Source organism: uncultured Microbacterium sp., assembly GCF_964244775.1.
Taxonomy (GTDB): domain Bacteria; phylum Actinomycetota; class Actinomycetes; order Actinomycetales; family Microbacteriaceae; genus Microbacterium.
The window spans coordinates 1-14,504 of record NZ_CAXTJR010000004.1 but is presented as its reverse complement, the minus strand read 5'-3'; the positions used below and the strand labels follow the sequence as shown (position 1 = coordinate 14,504).

Sequence of the window (14,504 nt, the reverse complement as noted above, 5' to 3'; positions counted from 1 at the left end):
GGTCTCGCGGGAGTGCGGGGCGCGGGAGAACCGAAACGACGAAGTGAGGATCAGCATGACGGCACACAGACTCGACGGCGTCACGGCAGCAGCATCCATCCGTGAAGAGCTGCGCGCACGCGTGGCGGCGCTGAAGGAGCGGGGCATCGTCCCGGGGATCGCCACGGTGCTCGTGGGCGCCGACCCGGCGTCGCAGCTGTATGTGGGGATGAAGCACCGGCAGTCCGAGGCGATCGGGATGAACTCGATCCAGGTCGAGCTGCCCGCTTCCTCGACGCAGGCCGAGGTCGAGGCGGCGATCGACGCGCTCAACGCCGATCCGGCCTGTCACGGCTTCATCGTGCAGCTACCGCTCCCCGCGCACATCGACACCGACGCGATCCTCGAGCGCATCGACCCGGCGAAGGACGCCGACGGACTGCATCCGACCAACCTCGGCCGCCTCGTCCTGAACGTCAACTCGCCGATCACCACCCCGCTGCCGTGCACGCCCCGCGGCGTGATCGAGCTGCTGCTGCGCAACGGCTACGACCTCAAGGGCACGCACGTGGTCGTCGTCGGGCGCGGCGTCACGATCGGCCGCTCGATCGGGCTTCTCCTCACCCGCCGCGACCTGAACGCCACCGTCACGCTGACCCACACCGGCACGGTCGATCTCGGCCGCTACTTGCGCGAGGCCGACGTCATCGTCGCAGCAGCGGGCGTCAAGCACCTCGTCACCGCGGCGGACGTGAAGCCCGGCGCCGCCGTGCTCGACGTCGGCGTGACGCGCGAGACCGATCCCGAGACCGGCACGTCGAAGGTGTACGGCGATGTGCACCCGGATGTAGCCGAGGTCGCCGGCTGGCTCTCGCCGAATCCGGGGGGAGTGGGACCGATGACCGTCGCCCTGCTCATGACAAACGTGGTCGAGGCCGCGGAGCGCGCGGCCGCCTGAGTCCGCACAGCTCGACCGTTCGCGGGTGAACGCGGGGCGGGTCAGGCCGTGAAGCGCGCCAGGAACTCGCGCGTCCGCGGCTCGCGCGGAGCGCCGAACACCTCGGCCGGGCTGCCCTGCTCGAGGATGCGCCCGGCGTCGAGGAACACCACCCGGTGCGCGACGTCTCTCGCGAACGCCATCTCGTGCGTCGCCATGAGGATCGTCGCCCCGTCATCCGCGAGCGACCGCACGAGCTCGAGCACCTCGGTGACGAGCTCGGGGTCGAGCGCCGAGGTGATCTCGTCGAGCAGCAGCACCTCGGGATCGGTGGCGATCGCCCGCACGATCGCCGCGCGCTGCTGCTGTCCGCCCGACAGGCGGTCGGGATGCTCCTTTGCCTGGGCGGCCAGTCCGATGCGGTCGAGCAGTTCCATGCCCCGGCGCTCGGCTTCTCTGCGCGACACGCCCTGCACGACGCGGGAGGCGAGCGTGACGTTGTCGAGCACGGAGAGATGCGGGAACAGGTTGTAGCTCTGGAACACCGCCCCGAACCGGGCCCGCACGCGGTCGGCGCGCACCCGCGGATCCGAGATGTCTTCGCCGCCGAGCAGGATGCGCCCGTCGTCGATCGGCTCGAGCAGGTTCAGGCAGCGCAGCAGGGTCGACTTGCCCGAGCCGCTCGCGCCGATCACCGCGACGACCTCGTGTGCCGACAGGTCGACCGAGACACCGCGCAGCACCTCGCGATCGCCGAACGCCTTCCACAAGTCGTGGGCCTCCAGGAGCGGCCCCGAGGCGACGGCGCTCACAGCACCGATCCCGTCTGCTCGCGCTGGCGCAGCCGCGCCGCATACCAGTCGGTGAGGCGGATGGTGGGGATCGCGAGAAGCACGAACAGGATGCCGGCCACCACGTACGGCGTGAAGTTGTAGGTGAGCGCCACCTCCGACCGGGCGGCGGCGACGGCGTCGATCGCCCCGAGGATCGACACGAGGCCCACATCCTTCTGCATCGAGACGAAGTCGTTCATGAGTGGCGGGGTCATCTTGCGCAGAGCCTGCGGGAGCACGACGTGCCGTAGCGTCCGTACGTAGCTGAGCCCGAGGGCCCGCGCCGCAAGCCGCTGCGACGGGTGCACGGCCTCGATGCCGGCACGGATCACCTCGGCCACGTAGGCCGAATACGTCAGCGTGAGCGCGATCACCCCCAGGACGACAGGGGGGATGCGGGTATTGAGGATCGTCGGAAGCCCGAAGCCGACCAGGTACAGCACGATGATCAGCGGCAGGCCGCGGAAGATGTCGGTGTAGCCGGCCGCGAGGGCCCGGAGGGGGAAGAAGACCGGGCCGCGAAGCGTCCGCAGCAGGGCGAGCGCCAGGGCGCAGATCGCGACCGTGATGATCGACAGGCCCAGCACCTCGAGGTTGAGCAGGAATCCGTCCCACACCTTCGGGAGCGACTCGAGCGCGATCGCCGGATCGAAGAAGGACTGCTGAACCTTGGACCAGCCGGCCGTGTTGATGACGGTCGCCCAGACGATCACCGCGAACGCGATGGTCGAGGCGACCGCCAGCAGCACGGAGCGCTGCGAGCGGCTGCGCCGGAAGGCGCGCCTGTCGAGCTCGAGCGAGCTGGGTTGATGGGTCACTTGAGCTGCGTGACGCCCTGACCCGAACCGAGCCACTTGTCGGTGATGGTCGCGAGGGTCCCGTCGTCGCGCAGCTCGTCGAGGGCCGCGGTGACCTTCGCCGTCAGCGGCGAGTCCTTGGCGAGCACCACGCCCCACTCGTCGGGAACTCCGGCGGCGGGCAGCCCGCCCACGATGAAGGAGTTTTCGATGTAGACGCCCGTCGTGTAGTAGGCCGTCGGCAGGTCGAGCACGATCGCGTCGATCTGGTTGGCCTTGAGCGCGGCGACCGCGTCTTCGTTCGAGCCGTAGAGCTGCGGCGCCGTGGTCGGCTTCACCGCGTCCTGGATCGTCGTCGCGCTCGTCGAGCCCGACATCGCCCCGAGGGTCAGGCCCTGGAGCCCCGCGATCGAGGTGACCCCGTCGGCCTTTCCGCCCTTGATCGCGACGACCGCCTGGCTGGCCGAGTAGTACGGCGACGAGAAGTCGACGGCCTGTTTGCGCTCATCGGTGATCGTGTACTGCTGGATGTTGAAGTCGAAGCTCTTCGGACCGGGAGCGATCGCCGCCTCGAAGCTGGTGCGCACCCACTCGACGTCTTCCTTGGCGAACCCGAGCTTGTCGGCGACCGCGTACGCGACAGCCGCCTCGAAGCCCTCGCCGGTGGTCGGGTCGTCGTCGACGACGTACGGGAAGTAGGCCGTCTCGCCGGTGGCGATCGTGAGCTTGCCCGGCGTGACGTACGCGGCGGCGGCGTCGTCGGATGCGCTCGGCGTGGCGCCGCTGGCGCAACCGGTCAGGGCGAGCGCCGCGGCGGCGAGGCCGACCGCTGCGGTGCGGAGCAGGGTGCGGGTAGACGGCATGGATGCCTCCAGGGTCGAGGTGCAGGGCCCAGCGTGACAGGGGGCGTGACGCGGGGACGGCGCCCGGTGCTGTCCGGGCGCGCCATCCCATTGTGCCGTCCGCCGGGATGCCGGGGCTCGGCGGGGTCGCATTGTTACAGCTTGCGCTGCTCCTCGGTGGTCGCAGTATCCGCCCTCGCCAGAGGCTTGCCGGTGGCCTTGTCGTAGAGTGCACCCGCGTGGCCCTCGACGCGGTCATCGATCGCGTCGTAGATCGCCCAGGCGATGAGCAGAAGGACCGGGGGGATCACGTAGCCCCAGAACCATCCGTGGACGCGCACACCGGACAGGATCGCGACGAGGATCCACACGATGTAGGCGACCAGGATCACGAGGAAGAACTGCACGACCTTCTCGCCCGCCTTCGTGCGCTGGGCGGCCGAGCGCGACGCCATACCCCGGAACCATGTAGTGATCAGGGGTTTGATCCAGAGGGTCGCCGCGGTGAGGATGATGCTCGCCCAGAGCACCGACCAGCCGACGCTCACCTGCGGCAGCAGGAGTCCGATCAGCAGCAGCACCACGACGTTGAAGACGTAGAGGGAGGCGAATCGGATCAGCCAGGCGCGCATGATGCCCAGCGTATCTGCGCGGCGGGCGTCAGGCGATGGCGGCGAACTGCGTGAGATCGTCGTCGGGCAGTTCGTCGACGACCGCCGTCACCGTGACATCGACGAGGCTGACGTTGCCGGAGACGATCGTGAGGAACGCCGAGTCGGCGGCATCCCGTCCTGTCGCGATCCGCACGAGGGTCGACCGGGGGGCGAGGGTCGTGGCGTCGACGACCCGCCAGGCACCCTCGACCCAAGCCTCGGCGACCGCGTGGAAGTCCATCGGCGAGAGTCCGGGCGCATACACGGCGACGAGCCGTGCCGGAACGTTGAGGGCGCGCAGCAGCGCGACGCAGAGGTGGGCGTAGTCGCGGCACACGCCCTGGCGGGCGAGCAGGGTCTGGACCGCGCCGTCGGTGGGGAGGCTCGAGCCGGGCACGTACGACAGCCGGGTGCCGACCCATGATGAGACGGCGGCCAGCAGGTCGGACTGGGGGATGCCGCGGAACTCGGCGTAAGCCGTAGGCCCCAGGGTGTCGGACTCGGCGTAACGGCTCGGGCGCAGGTAGGTGACCAGGTCGGTGTCGCTGGCGATCGCGATGTCTCCGGGGCCTTGGATCGTCGCGGCGTACGTCACCTCGAGACGCCCGTTGTCGGAGGCCACCTTGTGCAGGCGCGTGCCGTGCGCGTCGGGGAGGGTCGTGTAGGGGACCTCGCGGCCGTCCAGCGTCGCGGTGAAAGACTCGGTGACCGGCGTGTAGTGGCCGGTCACGGCCACCGCGAAGATCATCTCGGCCGGATTGGTGACGTCCAGGACGATGGTGCTCGATACTTCACGCTTCATGCGTCAACCATCGCATGCCGGCGGATGATGGATCCATGGCCGTTCCGCATCGTCCGGGTCTTCGGTCACCGCGGGCGTGACGATCCCGGAGTCCGAGCTGTCAGGGCGATTCTCGTTGCGGAACAGGGATGCGGCGCGCGCTCGGCTCGCGGCCATCGTGGCGGACGCGCTGAACGGCGGGGTAGGGCCGGCGCGACTGCGACGAGCCGCCGCAGCGGCCGCGATCGCGCGAGCGGTGAGTTGCTCCGGCGTTCCGATCCCCTTGCTGCGCAGCAGGTCGCGGTCCCTTCGGCGGTGATGCCACGACGGACGCGTTATCGGATCGGCCGCGCGGAGGAGCATGCGCGTCGTCGGCAGCTCGGGCGGAGCGTGGACGTCGAGGTGTGCCGGCTGGCGGCGCCCTGCTCGATCCCGCAGCACGTCCTGCGGCATCGGCTCGATCTCAACGCCCGACTCATCGACGACCGCGATCCGGAGCCCTGCGACCGACAGCATCCGTTCGAATTCGCGCACAGAGAGGCCGCCACCCGATTCGATACGGGAGATGTTGGACTGCGAGACGCCGACCGCCGCGGCGAGATCTCGCTGGCTGAGGTCGGCCGATCGTCGCGCGCGTCGCACATACCCGGATGTATCGATGGGGGTGTTCCGGTCGTGCGGCGGATCCGTTGTCTCCGTCGTATCCGTCGTATCCGTCGGTGCGGTCGAGTGGTTCACGGTGGGATCCTTCCGCACCCCTCCGACATCTCGTCATGGCGGGGCGCCCCCGTCCGGCCGCCGCGCCCCCCCCGGCCGCCGCGCCCCCGCCCGGGGCCTCCGTTTCGGGGCGATCGCACCCCACCCTCCCCGTGACTCACCCTTTGACCCGCCAGAGTGATCAAAGGGTGAGTGTCACGAAGAGGAGTGGCCGGCGGACTCGAGGAAGCGTTCGCCGCCGCCGAACATGAACTCGGCGGGAGAGGGGCGCGGCCGGGATCGGCGCCGTGAACCGCTATCCTGAACGCGTCTGATGCGTGGATCGGGGGCCGGGGTGACCACTGCAGCAGTCGACTCCGCACGGACGGACGCGATCGCCGAATACGCGCTGCTCGGTGAGCCACCGCTGCTCGACCTGCAGGGTCTCGTCGAGCTCGCCTCCACCGTGTGCGGAGTCTCGACGGCGGTCATCAACATCATCGACGACCGTTTCCAGCATCAGGTCGCCGCCGTCGGCTTCACTCCCGCGACCTGCGCGCGCGAGGATTCGATGTGCGCCGTCGTGCTGGAGTATCCCGGCCTCGTCGTCGTGCCGGATGCGCGCCAGGACGACCGCTTCGCGCTCAATCCGTTCGTGACGGGCGAGATCGCCAACGTCCGGTTCTACGCGTCGAGCCCCGTGGTCACCCCGGCCGGCGTCGCGATCGGTACGCTGTGCGTCTTCGACGAAGACGCCGGCGACCTCACGACCGAGCACAGCCATGCGCTCGACCTCCTCGCCCACCAGGTGGCCGAAGTCCTGGAGCTGCGTCGGCTCACCCTGGAGCTCGCCGAGTCGAATCAGCAGCTCGAGCGCTTCGCCCTCCAGGTCAGCCACGACCTGCGCAACCCGCTCACGGCCCTTTCCGGATTCCTCGAACTGGCCTCCGACAGTCCCGAGATGGTCAATGCTCCGCGGGCGGCGCGGAGCCTCGCCCGGGCTGAATCGGCGGCGGATCGGATGAGCGCGATGGTCTCCGACCTGCTGGACTATGCCCGCGTCGGGGGCGCGCACCCCCGGCGGGTCGCCGTCGATCTCGAGCAGATCGTGCGGGCGGTGCTCGAAGATCTGGACGCCTCGGTCGTGCAGACCGGCACGCAGGTCGTCGTGGACGCATCCGTCGAGGTGATCGGCGACCCCACGCTGCTGCGGGCGCTGTTGCAGAACCTCATCGGCAACGCCATCAAGTTCAGCGGTGCGAAGTTCAGTGCGGCGAAGTTGAGTGCGACGAAGTTCAGTGCTGCGGGCGAGCAGACGCCGCGCATCGAGGTGACAGCGCGGACACTCCCCGGCGGCTGGCGGATCACCGTCGACGACAACGGGCCCGGCATCCCGTTCGACGAGCGCGACCGAGTCTTCGAACTCATGGAGCGGGGCACCGACCCCGGGGCGCCCGGCCTCGGCATCGGACTGTCGACCTGTCGCCGGATCGTCGACTCGCACCACGGACACATCGGCATCGACGACTCCGCACTCGGTGGCGCGAGCGTCTGGGTGGTTCTCCCCGCCGACGCCGGTTGACTGTCCGCGCCGTACAACCATTCAGAGATGTTGTACCGATCGGCCATCGGCACGCGCCGTTGACCGCGGCAGACTGAGCATCATATGTCCGACGGATGCTGCGGCATCCGTGTGCGAAAGGGCCCACACATGACCGACACCCGTGAATCCGCGCTGCTGGCCTCGGTTCCCGCTGGGCTCTTCATCGGCGGGGAGTGGATCGATGCCTCCGAGGGTCGCACGCTCAACGTGTACGACCCGGCGACCGGCGAGGTGATCCGCTCGATCGCGGATGCGACACCGGAAGACGGCATGCGGGCGCTGGATGCTGCGGTCGCGGCGCAGGCCGCCTGGGCGTCGACTCCCGCCCGCGAGCGCGGTGAGGTGCTTCGGCGCGCGTTCGACCTGCTCCAGGAGCGCAAGGAGGAGTTCGCTCTCCTCATGACGCTCGAGATGGGCAAGCCGCTCGCTGAGGCGCGGGGAGAGGTCGGCTACGGCGGCGAGTTCCTCCGTTGGTTCAGCGAAGAGGCCCCGCGCGTGCAGGGCAGATACGGCGCGAACCCCGAGGGCACGGGCCGCATCATCGTCTCGCAGCACCCCGTGGGGCCGTGCTTCCTCATCACGCCGTGGAACTTCCCGCTCGCGATGGCCACCCGCAAGATCGCCCCGGCCCTGGCCGCCGGTTGCACGGTCGTCATCAAGCCCGCAGAGCTCACGCCACTCACCACGCTGTACTTCGCGAAGCTGCTGGAGGACGCCGGCCTCCCGCAGGGCGTCGTGAACGTCATCACGACCTCGACATCGGGCGCGGTGTCGGCGCCGATCATCGCCGACCCCCGGCTGCGGAAGTTGTCGTTCACCGGATCCACGCCGGTCGGGCAGAAGCTCATCGAACAGGCCGCGAAGAACGTGCTCCGCACCTCGATGGAGCTCGGCGGCAACGCGCCGTTCGTGATCTTCGATGACGCCGACCTCGACAAGGCCGTCGAGGGGGCGCTCGCGGCGAAGTTCCGCAACATCGGGCAGGCCTGCACCGCGGCCAACCGGTTCATCGTGCACCGCTCGGTCGCCGACGAGTTCGCGCGCCGGGTCACCGAACGGGTGCAGGGCTTCACGACCGGCCGCGGCACCGAGGACGGCGTCACGATCGGACCCCTGATCAACCAGGCGGCGGTGGACAAGGCATCCGCGCTCGTCGAGGACGCCGTGCAGCGCGGAGCGGTCCTCGCGACGGGTGGGTCTCGGATCGACGGGCCGGGAACGTTCTACCAAGCCACGGTCGTCACCGACGTGCAGGCCGGCAGCGACATCCTCCGCGAGGAGATCTTCGGGCCGGTGCTCGCGATCGTCCCGTTCGACGACGAGGACGATGCGGTGCGCCTCGCCAACGACACCGAGTACGGGCTCGTTTCGTACGTCTACACCGAGAGCCTCTCGCGCGGCCAGCGCATGATCGAGAAGCTCGAGACCGGGATGATGGGGCTCAACGTCGGCGTCGTCTCCAACGCCGCGGCACCGTTCGGCGGCTGGAAGATGTCGGGGCTCGGCCGCGAAGGCGGGGCCGAAGGCATCCACGAGTACCTCCAGACCAAGTACACGCTGACCCCGAACCCGTTCTCCGGACCTCCGGCTCCAGCTCCAGCTCCAGGATGAAGGCATGACGGCCACGCGGGCGGTCCAGCGCCTCCGCGACCTGCGCCTGCGCTCGCACCGGCTCACGTCACCGTCCGCGACGCTCGCCGACGCGGCCGATCACATGCTCGCCACGCAGGCTCAGGAGTTCTGGGGTGGGCGATGGGCGCTCGCCGCCCGCACGAAGGGCGAGCCGACCCTCTCCGACGTGGACGCAGCGTTCGACCGTGGGGAGCTCGTGCGTTCGTGGACGGCGCGCGGCACGATCCACATCATCCCGTCCCGGCACCTCGGATGGGTGCTCTCGCTGACCGGTGAGCGCCAGTTCCGCGCTGCGGCTTCGCGGCACCGGATGCTCGGACTCGGCGACGCCGAATTCACCCGCGCCGAGACGGCGGTGCGGTCAGCGCTGGGCGGCGGGAACCGGCTCACCCGCGCCGAGCTGTTCGAAGTGCTGCGGGGGATCGGCATCGATCCGCGCGAGCAGCGCGGAGTGCACGTGCTGTATGCCCTCTCCGTGCGGGGCGTGATCGTGCAGGGTCCGGTCGTCCCGCGCGACGGCGCACCGAGCCGCGAGCAGTACGTGATGCTCAGCGACGAGTGGCTCGCACCGCAGTGGACGCCCTCCGATCCGCTGGTCGAGTTCTTCGTCCGCTACGTCGCGTCGCACGGCCCGGCCGGGGCGGCCGACTTCGCGTGGTGGTCGGGGCTTCCGGTCGGGATGGCGCGCAGCGCGGCCGGGGCGGATGACCCGCGGCTCACGCGCATCGACGAAGACTCGTGGATCGCGAGTGACCTTCCGCGACGGCATCCCACCGCGCCGGCGGTGCTGGCGCTGCCCCCGTTCGAGGAGTACTTCCTCTCCTACGCCGACCGATCGGTCAGCTGTGCGCCGGAGCACGGCCCGACCGTCATGACCGGCGGAGCGATGCGGCCGATCCTCGTGGCGCGCGGCGAGATCGTCGGCACGTGGAGTCACTCGCATTCGCTTGCCCGGCTCGACGCCGATCCGTCGGCCGAGCACCTGATCCGTGACGCAGTGACCGACGCCGAGGTATCCGCCGCATTCGATCGCTACCGGCGCTTCATCCAGGGCTGAGCGTTCTGCCACACTGGCTCCGTGCCGCCCCAATCGAAGCCCCGCCGCTTCCGCGCCCGCACGCGCGCGTGGGTCATCTCGATCGTCACGCTCTTCGTGCTGCTCTACGCGGGCGTGGTCTCGATGTACGCCGGCGGCGAGCAGGCGGACACGCTCGCGAGCTGCGTCGATGAGGTGCCGACGGATGCCGTGCTCATCGAGTTCGCGCCGCAGAATGTGGATGCGGCGGGCGATCGACTGGGTGCGACGTTCTCGGTGCGCTCGTTCGGTCCGATGCCCCAGGATTCCGCGGGCTTCCTGAAGGAACCGCTGACGGTGCTCGTCACCGAGAATGACGGGCCGCGGTCGTTCACCGTCGCCGCCGGCCAGCTACCGTCTGCGCAACCCCTGCGACTCATCACCAATGGCTACATCGAGCAGTGGCCACTCGATTCGCACGCTGTGGAGCCGGTGTTCCTCGCCACGCACCTGGTGGACGGCGTCGTTACCCCACTCGAGACCGTCGTCTGCGGCTCAGCGCACGTGCCGGGCTGGATCGTCAGTGGGACGACGGTTGCCGGAACCGACGACATCATGGCGGATGGCACACCGGTACCGGCAGTTCAGATCACCGCCACGCGCTCGACGGCCACCATCGCTTTCGGCGTCGTCATCCTGGCCCTCATGGTCGTGATGCCGGTCCTGTCGCTCACCGTCGCGATCCTCGCCTTCCGCGGACGCCGCAAGGTCGAGGCGACGCTGATGAGCTGGATGGCGGCCATGCTCTTCGCGACGATTCCGCTGCGCACGTTCCTCCCCGGCGCGCCGCCGATCGGGTCGTGGGTCGATTTCCTGATCGTGCTGTGGGTGCTGGCTGCGCTCGTGATCGGGCTCGTGATCTATGTGGCCGCGTGGGTGCGGTGGACGCCGCCCGCCCCGGCCGCCGCGCCCGCGCCCCCTGCACCCCCGGCCTGACCCGCCGACTCAGGCGTGCCGGTCGAGGAATGCGTAGACCTCGCTGTCGTCCACTCCGGGGAATGTCCCGCGGGGGAGCGGCGAGAACATCTGCATGTGCACACGCGCGCTCGGCCACGCTTTGCCCTCCCAGCGACCGGCGACCTCCGCGGGCGCGCGCCGGCAGCACGACTCATCCGGGCACGTCGAGGTCGCCCGCTTGGATGCTTCGCGGCCGCGGAACCACTTGGCGTCGTCGAAGGGCACCCCGACCGTGATCGAGAACTCACCGTCGGAGGTCGTGCCCGTCTGCGTCGAGCACCAGAACGTGCCGCTGGGCGTGTCGGTGTACTGGTAGTGCTCGGTCGTGCGGTTCTGCTCCTCGAATGCCGACCGGGCCAGGAACCTCCGGCACGCGATCTGACCCTCCACCGCCCCGGTCACGTCCATGGGAAGCGGCAGCTCGTCGTTCTCGTACACGCGTGAGATCGCGCCCGACCCGTCCACGCGGAGGAAGTGCAGCGGGATGCCGAGATGCTGCGTCGCCAGGTTGGTCATGCGCATCCCGGCCGCCTCGTGGGTCACGCCGAACGCATCGCGGAAGTCCTCGACGGCGAGGTTGCGCTCCTTCTTCGCCTGCTGCAGGAACGCGACCGACGAGGTCTCGGGCATGAGGCAGCTGGCGGCGAAGTAGTTGATCTCGAGGCGCTGCTGCAGGAAGTCGGCGTAATCCGCCGGCCGGCGATGCCCGAGCAGGCGGTGGGCCATCGCCTGCAGCGCCATCGACCGGAGTCCGTGGCCGCCGGGGATCGAGGCGGGCGGGAGGTAGATCCGGCCGTTCTCAAGGTCGGTGACCGAGCGCGCCGAGTGCGGCAGATCGTTGACGTAGATCAGCTCGAAGCCCAGCTGCTCGGCCATGATGCTCACGGTCCGGTGCGTCACCGCGCCTGACGTATGACCGGCGGCTTTGAGCTGCCGCTCGGCGAGCCGCTCGACCTCGGGGAGGTAGTTGTTGCGTTCCCGCATGCGCAGGCGCAGTTCGGTGTTCGCGCGCCGTGCCTCCTCGGGCGTCGCAATGGCCTCGCGCTCGCGGCGCTGCAGTTCGCGGTGAAGACCCAGGATCGATTCGATCGTCTCGTCGCTCATGCCCTTCGTGATGCGCACCGGGGCGACCCCCAGTTGGCGGAACACCGATCCGGCCTGGGCGCGCTCCAGCTCGATCTCCAGCGCCGCCCGGCGGTTCGGCGGCTCGGGCGAGAGGAGTTGCGTCACCTCGATCCCGGTCACCTCCGCGATCGCCTGCAGGAGCGACAGCTTGGGCTCGCGCTTGCCGTTCTCGATCAGGCTCAGCTGGCTGCCCGCGACACCCACGCGCTCGCCGAGCTCGTCGAGAGTGAATCCGTGCGAGACGCGCTCGTGGCGGATGCGGTGGCCGAGGGTGGCGAGCTCGAGAGAAGACGTGGGCATTCCTTGATGTTATCGAAAGAAGTGGTGTTCTTTAACACGCAAAGACTGATAAGACCGGGCCAAAGCGCGAAAGAGTGGTGGAGAACTTCGAATCCGCTCATCGCCGAAGGAGAACCGCCCATGGCTCTGGCCGACATCTTCACCCGCCCCGCCACCCGCTCCGTCAGCCGCTCCGCCGCGACGGGCAGCGCTCGTGTCCGCGACTTCGGCGGCCGGCCCGCCGTCGTCGGCGAAGGCATGGTGGCACTTCTGGCATGGGTCGATGAGATCGCCGCGCTCACGCAGCCCGACAGCATCCACTGGGTCGACGGTTCGCGCGCCCAGAACGATGCGCTGCTGCGCGAGATGGTCGACGAGGGCAAGCTCATCAAGCTCAACCCGGAGTGGCGGCCGGGGTCGTACCTGGCCCGCTCGCACCCGAGTGACGTCGCTCGCACCGAGGGGCGCACCTTCATCGCATCCGAGCGCGAGGTGGATGCCGGCCCCACGAACAACTGGGCCGACCCGACCGCGATGCGCGCGACGATGAACGAGGTCTTCGCCGGGTCGATGCGGGGCCGCACGATGTACGTCGTGCCGTTCTCGATGGGGGCGGTCGGCGGTCCGCTCTCGCACATCGGCGTGCAGGTGACCGACAGCCCGTACGCCGTGTCGTCGATCGGCATCATGACCCGGGTCGGCACCGACGTGGTCCGCGAGATCGCCGCGGGTGCGCCGTGGGTCAAGACGGTGCACTCCGTCGGAGCGCCGCTCGCTCCGGGCGAGCAGGATGTCGCGTGGCCCTGCAACGACGAGAAGTACATCGTGCACTACCCGGAGACCCTCGAGGTGTGGTCGTACGGATCGGGTTACGGCGGCAACGCGATCCTGGCGAAGAAGTGCTTCGCCCTGCGGATCGCGTCGGTGATCGGGCGCGACAACGGCTGGCTCGCCGAGCACATGCTCCTCATCCGCGTCATCGATCCTGCCGGCCGCGCCTACCACCTCGCCGCGGCGTTTCCCTCCGCGTGCGGAAAGACCAATCTCGCCATGCTGCGTCCGACCATCCCCGGGTGGCGGGTCGAGACCCTCGGCGACGACATCGCGTGGCTGCACCCCGGAGAAGACGGGCGCCTCTGGGCGATCAACCCCGAGGCCGGCTTCTTCGGCGTCGCGCCCGGCACCGGCGAGTCCACGAACGTCACGGCGGTCGAGACCCTGTGGGGCAACACGATCTTCACGAACGTAGCGCTCCGCCCCGACGGCGACGTCTGGTGGGAGGGCCTGACCGACGAGGCGCCCCCGCACCTCACCGACTGGGAGGGCAACCCCTGGACGCCCGACATGGGTCGGCCCGCCGCCCACCCCAACTCGCGCTTCACGGTGGCTGCCGCGCAGTGCCCGCAGATCGCCTCGGATTGGGATTCTCCGGAGGGCGTTCCGCTCGATGCCATCCTCTTCGGCGGACGGCGTGCGACGAACGTGCCGCTCGTCCTGGAGGCGACTGACTGGACGCACGGCGTCTTCCTCGGCTCGACGATCTCGTCCGAGCGGACGGCAGCCGCCGAGGGCACGGTCGGCGAACTGCGCCGCGACCCGTTCGCAATGCTGCCGTTCTGCGGCTACAACATGGCCGACTACTTCGGGCACTGGCTCAGCGTCGGCCAGAAGCTGCGGTTCGACCGGGCGCCCCGCATCTTCCAGGTGAACTGGTTCCGCAAGGGCACGGACGGCCGGTTCCTGTGGCCCGGATTCGGCGACAACTCGCGCGTCATCGACTGGATCATCCGTCGCATAGAGGGCGAGGTCGGCGCGGTCGACAGCCCCATCGGGCGCCTGCCCGTGGCATCCGATCTGGATCTGACCGACATCGACGTCCCGCAGGCCGATCTCGACGAGCTGTTCGCGATCGACACCGCGTCGTGGCTGCACGAGACCGATCTGACCGCGGAGTTCTACGACACCTTCGACGGCCGCATCCCTGCGGCGCTGCAGTCGGAGCTGGCCGCCCTGCGCTACCGGCTCAAGGCGGCGCAGACCGCCTGACGCGTTTGGGTTCCTGAGCGTGTCGAAGGGCCATCCGCTGGCTGCGACGCTTCGACAGGCTCAGCGACCGAGGGCGATTCGGTTCCTGAGCCGCGCTTTGCGCGACGGTTGACGGTGTTCGCTCGGGTGGTGGATCCGGGCTCTAGAAGGGTGCGGGTGGGGTCGCGTGGAAGGCGGGTACTCGGCGTTCGGGTTGCACGACGTAGACACGGTCGGTGGGTGATGTCCAGCGGATCGCCCCGCCCGAACCCGGGATCTGATCGACCTGC

At 69.4% G+C, this 14,504-nt stretch carries 13 protein-coding genes; 6 read left to right on the top strand and 7 right to left on the bottom strand.

The window, feature by feature from the left end:
• The first annotated feature begins 55 nt into the window (after positions 1-55).
• The gene (locus ACFE6Z_RS08880) at positions 56-937 is read left to right on the top strand and encodes a bifunctional methylenetetrahydrofolate dehydrogenase/methenyltetrahydrofolate cyclohydrolase (protein WP_375385374.1); all 882 of its coding nucleotides are present in this window, start codon (positions 56-58) and stop codon (positions 935-937) included.
• Between the two features lie 41 nt (positions 938-978).
• Here the strand turns inward: ACFE6Z_RS08880 and ACFE6Z_RS08875 are convergent, their stop codons facing one another.
• The 6 genes from ACFE6Z_RS08875 to ACFE6Z_RS08850 form a co-directional block, all read right to left on the bottom strand.
• On the bottom strand, positions 979-1,728 hold the full coding sequence (locus ACFE6Z_RS08875) for an amino acid ABC transporter ATP-binding protein (protein ID WP_375385373.1): 750 nt from the start codon (positions 1,726-1,728) through the stop codon (positions 979-981).
• Positions 1,725-2,567: an amino acid ABC transporter permease gene (locus ACFE6Z_RS08870; protein ID WP_375385372.1), complete on the bottom strand. Its 843-nt coding sequence runs from the start codon at positions 2,565-2,567 to the stop codon at positions 1,725-1,727. Before ACFE6Z_RS08870 ends, ACFE6Z_RS08875 begins: the two co-directional genes overlap by 4 nt.
• The gene (locus ACFE6Z_RS08865) at positions 2,564-3,409 is read right to left on the bottom strand and encodes a transporter substrate-binding domain-containing protein (protein ID WP_375385371.1); all 846 of its coding nucleotides are present in this window, start codon (positions 3,407-3,409) and stop codon (positions 2,564-2,566) included. Before ACFE6Z_RS08865 ends, ACFE6Z_RS08870 begins: the two co-directional genes overlap by 4 nt.
• 134 nt (positions 3,410-3,543) lie before the next feature.
• Positions 3,544-4,020 (bottom strand): hypothetical protein, encoded by a 477-nt coding sequence (locus ACFE6Z_RS08860; protein WP_375385370.1) that lies wholly within the window; start codon positions 4,018-4,020, stop codon positions 3,544-3,546.
• 28 nt (positions 4,021-4,048) lie between these two features.
• Positions 4,049-4,843 carry a transglutaminase family protein gene (locus ACFE6Z_RS08855; protein ID WP_375385369.1) on the bottom strand — a complete coding sequence of 265 codons (795 nt, stop codon included), beginning with the start codon at positions 4,841-4,843 and terminating at the stop codon, positions 4,049-4,051.
• A 3-nt stretch (positions 4,844-4,846) separates the two neighbouring features.
• Positions 4,847-5,560, bottom strand: coding sequence for a helix-turn-helix domain-containing protein (locus ACFE6Z_RS08850; RefSeq protein ID WP_375385368.1), 714 nt, complete (start codon positions 5,558-5,560; stop codon positions 4,847-4,849).
• 313 nt (positions 5,561-5,873) lie between these two features.
• Here ACFE6Z_RS08850 and ACFE6Z_RS08845 point away from each other — a divergent pair, with 313 nt between their 5' ends.
• The 4 genes from ACFE6Z_RS08845 (at position 5,874) to ACFE6Z_RS08830 (ending at position 10,764) form a co-directional block, all read left to right on the top strand.
• The gene (locus ACFE6Z_RS08845; protein WP_375385367.1) at positions 5,874-7,100 is read left to right on the top strand and encodes an ATP-binding protein; all 1,227 of its coding nucleotides are present in this window, start codon (positions 5,874-5,876) and stop codon (positions 7,098-7,100) included.
• Between the two features lie 129 nt (positions 7,101-7,229).
• A complete protein-coding gene (locus ACFE6Z_RS08840) occupies positions 7,230-8,732 on the top strand; it encodes an NAD-dependent succinate-semialdehyde dehydrogenase (RefSeq protein WP_375385366.1) in 1,503 nt (500 codons plus the stop codon).
• 4 nt (positions 8,733-8,736) lie between these two features.
• Positions 8,737-9,810 carry a winged helix DNA-binding domain-containing protein gene (locus ACFE6Z_RS08835; protein ID WP_375385365.1) on the top strand — a complete coding sequence of 358 codons (1,074 nt, stop codon included), beginning with the start codon at positions 8,737-8,739 and terminating at the stop codon, positions 9,808-9,810.
• A 21-nt stretch (positions 9,811-9,831) separates the two neighbouring features.
• Positions 9,832-10,764, top strand: a complete 933-nt coding sequence (locus ACFE6Z_RS08830) for a DUF4436 family protein (protein ID WP_375385364.1) — start codon at positions 9,832-9,834, stop codon at positions 10,762-10,764.
• Between the two features lie 9 nt (positions 10,765-10,773).
• Here ACFE6Z_RS08830 and ACFE6Z_RS08825 read toward each other — a convergent pair whose 3' ends face one another.
• Positions 10,774-12,210, bottom strand: coding sequence for a helix-turn-helix domain-containing protein (locus ACFE6Z_RS08825; RefSeq protein ID WP_375385363.1), 1,437 nt, complete (start codon positions 12,208-12,210; stop codon positions 10,774-10,776).
• A 120-nt stretch (positions 12,211-12,330) separates the two neighbouring features.
• On the opposite strand from ACFE6Z_RS08825, the gene ACFE6Z_RS08820 reads away from it, so the two are divergent.
• Positions 12,331-14,235, top strand: coding sequence for a phosphoenolpyruvate carboxykinase (GTP) (locus tag ACFE6Z_RS08820; RefSeq protein ID WP_375385362.1), 1,905 nt, complete (start codon positions 12,331-12,333; stop codon positions 14,233-14,235).
• The last annotated feature ends 269 nt before the right edge of the window (positions 14,236-14,504 follow it).